The sequence below is a fragment of the Actinomycetota bacterium genome, from assembly GCA_030017835.1.
In the GTDB taxonomy this organism is placed as follows: Bacteria; Actinomycetota; Aquicultoria; order UBA3085; family Oleimmundimicrobiaceae; genus Yes70-04.
On record JASEGU010000037.1, the window covers coordinates 1 to 6,061 of the forward strand.

The 6,061-nt window shown below is 51.2% G+C and carries 9 protein-coding genes; 2 read left to right on the forward strand and 7 right to left on the reverse strand.

Features of this window, described 5'->3' with window-relative positions:
* The first annotated feature begins 147 nt into the window (after window positions 1-147).
* Window positions 148-426 carry a hypothetical protein gene (locus QMD53_06590; GenBank protein MDI6800311.1) on the forward strand — a complete coding sequence of 93 codons (279 nt, stop codon included), beginning with the start codon at window positions 148-150 and terminating at the stop codon, window positions 424-426.
* 46 nt (window positions 427-472) lie between these two features.
* The gene (locus tag QMD53_06595; GenBank protein ID MDI6800312.1) at window positions 473-604 is read left to right on the forward strand and encodes a hypothetical protein; all 132 of its coding nucleotides are present in this window, start codon (window positions 473-475) and stop codon (window positions 602-604) included.
* An 87-nt stretch (window positions 605-691) separates the two neighbouring features.
* Here the strand turns inward: QMD53_06595 and cobK are convergent, their stop codons facing one another.
* The 7 genes from cobK to cbiD form a co-directional block, all read right to left on the reverse strand.
* Window positions 692-1,450 carry a precorrin-6A reductase gene (gene cobK / locus QMD53_06600; GenBank protein ID MDI6800313.1) on the reverse strand — a complete coding sequence of 253 codons (759 nt, stop codon included), beginning with the start codon at window positions 1,448-1,450 and terminating at the stop codon, window positions 692-694.
* Window positions 1,447-2,226 carry a precorrin-3B C(17)-methyltransferase gene (gene cobJ, locus QMD53_06605; protein ID MDI6800314.1) on the reverse strand — a complete coding sequence of 260 codons (780 nt, stop codon included), beginning with the start codon at window positions 2,224-2,226 and terminating at the stop codon, window positions 1,447-1,449. The genes cobK and cobJ overlap by 4 nt, the downstream gene beginning before the upstream one ends.
* Window positions 2,160-2,930 carry a cobalamin biosynthesis protein gene (locus QMD53_06610; protein ID MDI6800315.1) on the reverse strand — a complete coding sequence of 257 codons (771 nt, stop codon included), beginning with the start codon at window positions 2,928-2,930 and terminating at the stop codon, window positions 2,160-2,162. The genes cobJ and QMD53_06610 overlap by 67 nt, the downstream gene beginning before the upstream one ends.
* On the reverse strand, window positions 2,923-3,681 hold the full coding sequence (cobM, locus tag QMD53_06615; GenBank protein MDI6800316.1) for a precorrin-4 C(11)-methyltransferase: 759 nt from the start codon (window positions 3,679-3,681) through the stop codon (window positions 2,923-2,925). Before cobM ends, QMD53_06610 begins: the two co-directional genes overlap by 8 nt.
* A 19-nt stretch (window positions 3,682-3,700) precedes the next feature.
* Entirely contained in the window at window positions 3,701-4,414 is a 714-nt protein-coding gene (cobI, locus tag QMD53_06620; GenBank protein MDI6800317.1) for a precorrin-2 C(20)-methyltransferase, read from the reverse strand.
* Window positions 4,411-5,055 carry a precorrin-6y C5,15-methyltransferase (decarboxylating) subunit CbiE gene (cbiE, locus tag QMD53_06625; protein MDI6800318.1) on the reverse strand — a complete coding sequence of 215 codons (645 nt, stop codon included), beginning with the start codon at window positions 5,053-5,055 and terminating at the stop codon, window positions 4,411-4,413. Before cbiE ends, cobI begins: the two co-directional genes overlap by 4 nt.
* Window positions 5,046-6,061 (reverse strand): cobalt-precorrin-5B (C(1))-methyltransferase CbiD (gene cbiD, locus QMD53_06630; GenBank protein ID MDI6800319.1); only part of this gene is annotated, 1,016 nt, incomplete at its 5' end. The genes cbiE and cbiD, both read right to left, overlap by 10 nt.

A 6,061-nucleotide genomic window follows, 5' to 3' on the forward strand; every position in this document is an offset into this window, starting at 1 on the left:
TTTACAGGTTGCCATTCACTCTTAGCTACTAGTTCAAGCTGGTGGGCTCATATCCCAGATCAAGATAACAACTTTTAAGCAAACTCTCAGCTTACTCTTTTATCATTCAAATTGTGATAGTTAAAAAAGGTGAGGGAGGTGAAAACGATGAAGAGAAAGGGTGTTCTGTTATTTTTTATCACGGCTTTAATGCTGCTTGCCTCGTTGAGTACAAGCTTTGCCTATGGCGAACCCAGCCAGATCTCGAAAAGCAGCCTCCGCGCAAAAACCCAAGCTGATTGTATGGGAAATTATCTCAACTACAAAGCAGGCAGTTTTTCAGGCGGTGCAAGAGGATCTGTTAGCACTTCGGCGATAGAGGATTTCACCGGACTGACAAGGATGGAGATAGCCGAAAGAAGGCTAGCCGGTCCAGACCATAGCTGATGTTATTGAGAGCTTTGGCAAAACCCGTAAGGAGGCCAGAGCCTTCTTGGTTGAAAGAATCAACGAGAGGAGCGAGCTTAAGGTCGGACAATTGAATCTTACTAACTCAGAGACGCAGACCCTCAGGGAGAGGCTTATGGAGATGGTGGAAGCCAGGCTAAATATCTGGTTCGCTTAAGAGGTTAGCTAACTTAAAGATAGCTCTTAAATAAGAGGGGCCCGATCGGGGCCCTCTTATGTTTAATGAGAAAATTTAGCAGCCATCCTATTTTACGTACTCATCAAGCGCGCCCAGAAGGTCAACGATTGAATGGAAGGCGCCTGAAAATCGTTTGGGCCTCTCTACTACAATTACCTTACAATCAAGGCTTAGGGCGGCCAGAGCCTTTGGGCGAGTGCCGCCAGCCTTGCCGCTATCCTTTGTGACTAGGACATCGGCTCCGCATTCTGCGATCATCTCCAGATTATCTTCAAAAGTGAAAGGACCAGTTCTGAGGGTTATCTCCTCTCTTTTTAATCCAAAAGAGAGAGCTTCGCTGAGCGACACCGGATTATCGAGGACCCTTGCCATGAGCCGAATCCGGTAAGTTTCAGCCAGCTTTACGTAGTGGCCAAGATTTTTCGTTCCGATGGTCAATAGAATCGCCTTGCCAAGCGAAGTGGCCAATGAGGCGGCCTCGGTGTGGTCGGCAACCCAAGTCAGGCCGGTCACACCCAGAAGATCGCTTGGCCGTTCGAAGGCTAGATATGGGGTACCCATTTTTCGGCAAACCAAAGCGGCACTTAAGCTGACTTCGGCGGCATATGGGTGGGTCGCATCAATTAAGGCTGTTATTCCTCTGCTAACAATCAAGTCTTCGAACCCGCCGATATCCAGGCTTCCAGCCCGCCTCTCGATTTGAATTGATTCTAGGCCAGCAAGGGGATATGCAGTTGCAGTCGAAAGCAAGACCTCAAAATCTCTGGCAATCAATGCTTTGACTATGGGAAGAGACTCGCTCGTCCCCCCAAGAAGAAGGATCAAACCCTATACCCCCTGGGTGTTACGAAACGACCTGCAACAAGTTTTGACCCTTCGCTTCCGATGATTATCACGCTCTTCATGGTTATTCTTTTGGTTAAAAGGTCTTTTAAGGTTGTCAAAATCACTTCTTCATCCGTTTGACCGATCGAGGTTCCAACCCCAACCAGGGTCTTGGCGGGCCGATATTTAAGGAAGATCTCCACCGCCTCATCGAGCTGAAAGAGTCTCTTTGCAGACCTTGGATTATAGAGGGCGGTCACTATATCTGATGAAGCCATCGCCTCTAGGCGGTGGCGAATAACTTCCCAGGGAACAAGGATATCGCTCAAACTGATGACGGCGTAATCGAGCATCAGCGGCGCGCCAAGAATCGCCGCAAGACCATTTGCCGCAGAAATACCGGCCACTATCTCGATCTCGATTTGGGCTCCCATCTTTTCCGCCACCTCAAGGGCAAGACCAGCCATGCCGTAAATGCCGGGGTCGCCAGAGGAGACAAGGGAGACTACGCGGCCTTCTAAAGCCTTTTCTGTCGCTACCTTACACCTCTTTTCTTCTCTGCCCATCTGGAAAGAGAGGCACTCTTTGCCCTCTGTCAAATCCTTTATATTGGAGAGGTATTTCGAGTAACCGATGACGATATCGCTGCCGCTGATCGCCGCTTCGGCCCTAAGCGTTCTATCCAGCTTGGCCGATGGACCGATCCCAACTACAAAGAGTTTTCCTTGGCTATTGCCACCGTCACCCCGTCCAGCTTGATTTTTTGAAGTATTAATCTCGTCCTCCTCCCGCCAAGAAGAGCTGCCGGTTCAGCCACCGCCGGCAGATGAACCCTATCCTTTGCAAGTGGGGTTATGTCAAAATTGAAAAAGGACTCCCTTATCTCATCCGAAGAGATGAATCTTAGTGGAACCTTAAGCTGGGCAGCCGCCTCTTTTAGGCCTTGTTCGTCCTTCTTGATGTCGACCGTTGCCAAAATTCTAACGTCGCTTATCTCAGCCCTGATTCTGGAAAGGGCTAAATCGACTGCAGCCATGATCGAGTCGCGAGTCGAACCCCTCCTGCAACCGACCCCGACTATAAGTGATTTGACCGCCTCAGAGGTCGTGGTCACCACCGGTTCAGCGTTAATGATGTTGGAGACCGATAGGGCAAGATCATTTCCCCCACCCTCGTGGGCGCCGACCAAGCTGATGGCATATCTTGCTTTGACGTCGACCACTACAACCGTCGGATCGCAAAGCTTGCCCTTCAAATGTGGGGCGATCGCTCGAACGATCGCCCCACAAGGACCGATAAAGATTATTCCAGAGCTCTCAATAAATATATCAGCAACCAGTTGAAGGAGGCTTTCAAAAACGGCCCCCTGGCTACCCAAATCAGCAACTTTATGAGCGTGCAATCTGAGCTCTGGCATCTCATCCATCAACCTTTGGGCAACCTCTCTGCCCGCTTTTGAAAGGAGGATTACGTCAACCATCCAGGCCACCTTTTTGCCTAAAGCCGTGCTCAAAATTTGGATCATAAAGGCGCGATGCGGATCCATCGCCACGTCGCTTGACCAGAAAGATGGCCGTCTTTGAGATCCCAGCCTCTTTAACTTTGGCCCCGATATCTGATAGATCGCCGACTAACACTCTCTCATCAGGCCAAGAGGCGTGATAGACGACGGCGGCTGAGCAACTATCACCGTAATGCTCGGCTAAGCTTTTGGCCAGGGGCTGGACCGCATGGGTTGAGAGGAAGAGACAGAGCGTCGCTCCGGTTTTGGCGAAACTCTCAAGACTCTCACCTTTAGGCATGGGGGTTCTCCCAGGGCTTCTGGTCAAGATGATGCTCTGGCTTACTTCGGGGACCGTCAGCTCCCAGCCCAGAGCGGCCGCGGCCGCCTGAAAAGAGCTCACCCCCGGAACGACCTCATAGGCGATCCCATGCTTTTCCAGCTCGATTATCTGCTCGCCTATGGCCCCATAAATGGAAGGATCGCCCGAATGAAGCCGGATTACATCGACTCCTGCTTTGCTTGCCTCAACGATCAAATCGATCACTTCTTTAAGGGTGAGGCGCGCTGAATCATGCCTTTGTGTTGACGAAGGCATTAGATTTAAGATGGCTGGACTTACCAAAGAGCCGGCATAAATGCATATTGGGGCGCCCTTTATGAGCCTATCCGCTTTTCTGGTCAAAAGCTCTGGATCGCCGGGGCCCGCCCCAACAAAGTAGACCTTCAATTCTTCGCAAAACCCCCTTTTAAGTTTTGGTCAGGATGATGGAGAGATACCCCGTCTCTTGTCCCCTGTCTTTGAGTCGATTAAGGTCTGTCTCTACCATTTCATTCTCCATACCAAGATGAGAAAAGAAGACGCTCGCCTCCATCGCCCCAAATTCTTCGAGTAATTCTATGACTGAGCTAAGGCGCCCTCCGATCTTCATGATAACCGTGGTTCCGCCCTTGGCAAGAGCGCCTCTAAGCTCGCTAAGGCTACCTGTGGCCGGAACTATGGTAACCGTCTGACCTCCCTCTCCGAGACTGAATTCAGCTTTAGCAGAGGCAGCACTAAAGGAGTTTACCCCCGGAATCGTTATGACGCTCAAGTCTGGTTCCATTTCGCGGAGCACCCGGACCAGATAGATGTAAGTGGAATAGAGAAAGGGATCTCCCAAAGTTGGAAAGCATACGTCCTCTCCTGAAGAGAGGATGGCAAAGACCTCGCTAGCGGCCTTTGCCCATCCCGCCCTCTGTGCTTCCGCTTGACTTGTCATGGGGAAGATGACTTCGTGCACTTTGGCCGAGGGATTTAAGTGAGGCTTAACTATTTCAAAAGCCAAACTATTTGAAGAGAGGCGGCTTTTCGGAACGACGAGGTGCTTTGCGCAGCCAAGCAATTTAACCCCTTTTAAGGTTATGAGCTCCGAATCTCCCGGACCGATGCCGATTCCACAGAGCCTTCCGCAAACTTTCAAAGGAGCACCTCCTTGATGAGAAGGGCGATCGTCCTTGAGGAGATGGTGGTGCTTTTTAATTCATCCACCGAGACTTTGACAACCTTCTCGCTCTCAAGAGAGAGATCTTGGAAGAGAAAGATGGAATAGGCCCCGTTAAGCGGAGCACAAAGATCAATTAACCAGGAAAGTGATTTTGAACCGCCCATCAAAATGGCTATTTTGTCATAGATCAAGATCTCTTCTGAACTCAAGCTTGGAATGGCGTTATGAGCGGAGATGACCTTGGCCCCCAGCCAATCTTCTCCTAGCCTTGCAAAAGCGAGCTGAAGAGAGCTGACCCCGGGGATGATCGCGCAATTCTCCTTCTTAAACCGGGCAATCACCGACTTGGCAAGACTGCTGATGCCCGGATCGCCGCTGACCAAGATGACTACCTCGTCGCTCGAAAGATGCGGCGCTATCTTGTCCAAGAGACCATCCACGTCGCCTTCAAAGGGCATCGTAAGCTGAGTTGGACCTGCGTATAAATTAAGCAAGTGGGCAGGCCCAGTCAAAAGCGTAGCCTCCCCTATCGCCCTTCGGCCAGCTTCGGTTAGGTATGTTGGACAGCCTGGCCCGCACCCGACTATGGTGACCCAGGCTTTATTCTTCACTGCCATGGCGTAAGATCTCCATAGGAGCCCATGATTTGCCCTTTCATATCCGTCAAAACGACGTTGATCTTAGCTCTCCCCTCTCTCTTTTTCTCAACCGAGTCCGCAATGGCTCGACTCATCTCTCCTGCCAAAAATGACCTATCACCTGCGTTTAAAGCTCCGAAGAATCCTTCCAACGTAAGATAATTTGAGGGCTCAAGGGTCTTAAAAATTCCCTCGATTTTCTCCAGCGCCCTAAGCGGGGATATCGATTGCGCAGAGTGAGTGTTCCACTCCCCCACCGCAAGTTTTACGAGTTTACCAGGGTGACCGAGGATTAGAATCTCTTCAAATCCGCAAGTACCAAGCCCCTCAAGAACGAAGCCCCACTCGTTGCCAACCTCGATAATTTGGTCTTCTTTCAAGTTGAAGTTGCTTTTAGCCGAGCGCTCCCCTATGCGGCCAGCAACGAATACCGGGGTCTTGATGAAAGCAGCCGAAGCTATGTTAAGAGCGCAGAGGATAGAACACCTGATGGCCTCCGTGCTGAATGGTCTAACCCGCCCGCTGCTCCCAAGGATGGAGAGTCCCCCAACTATTCCAAGGCGCGGGTTGTATGTCTTTTTCGATATCTCCTCTCCTCTTGGGATAGAGATGGTAACCTGGAGCGACATCTCTATTACCTCTTTTAAGGCCGCCGAGATCATCTCCCTTGGAACAGGATTGATGGCTGGCTCGCCCACCGGTATCAAGAGCCCCTCCTTGGTCACCGTGCCGACGCCTTCTCCCGCTGTAAAAATTATCTCCCCTTTTGCCATCGGCTCGATCAAAACATGGATAGGCGCCCCATCCGTAACGTCGGGGTCATCGCCTGCGTCCTTAATAACGATGGCTTGAGCTCCACGGCTATTTGGGGCGACGGAGAAGATGGGTAGGGCGAGCCGCTCGCCATTTGGAGATGGGATCTCAATTTGCTCTACCCCTTCTTTGGACGAGAAGAAGGCTGCGGCCGCCGCCTTGGCGGCGGCCG